The sequence below is a fragment of the Mucilaginibacter sp. P4_E8 genome, from assembly GCF_056401495.1.
Window position 1 is genome coordinate 1 of the sequence record NZ_JBFUJG010000455.1, and the last position, 542, is coordinate 542.

Genomic DNA, 542 nt, shown 5'->3' on the forward strand with positions numbered 1-542 from the left:
GAAATAATTACCTTGTTGTTCTAACCCTTAAGCTATGGACACTTTAATTCCAGGAAACATTCTTGTAACAAATGTATATTCAGAAAATTATGAACATCATCTTGTTAATTTTAATAACCAAACTTGGGAAACGCAATTATCTATAAGCGTTAGCAATTGGCATTATCAAAACACCTATACATTTAAAATTGGATTTGATATAAAGCAAGACTCTAATTATCGCTTCACATCCTTATCTGTTTACACTGACATAACTATTCTATACTTGGATTTTGATAAAAGTATATTCTTTAAAAAAGAGATTGATTTATTAGTTGAAATGGTTTCTTGTGCCTATAACCATTCAAGAATGACTTTCTTTAATCATTACAGCAACACAGAAAAAAGTAATCCTGTATTACTACCATTTAAGACTTTGAGGGAGATAAAGGCTCTTGTTGTAGCCACGGATGTCTATAATAAACTTTAGTTTCAGTATTATATGTGCCGTTAGAGTTTTTAGTCATAAACCACGAACCTTTGAATATCAGCGTTTCTCCCCC

Annotated in this window: 1 protein-coding gene; it reads left to right on the forward strand. The window is 30.8% G+C overall.

Translation table 11 applies throughout. The features are described from left to right. Positions 1-34 precede the first annotated feature (34 nt). Entirely contained in the window at positions 35-469 is a 435-nt protein-coding gene (locus tag AC1DRQ_RS32070; RefSeq protein ID WP_477430292.1) for a hypothetical protein, read from the forward strand. Positions 470-542 lie beyond the last annotated feature (73 nt).

Excerpts from the sequence above, each read along its gene's own strand:
- AC1DRQ_RS32070 (WP_477430292.1), top strand. The coding sequence starts at position 35 with ATGGACACTTTAATTCCAGGAAACATTCTTGTAACAAATGTATATTCA.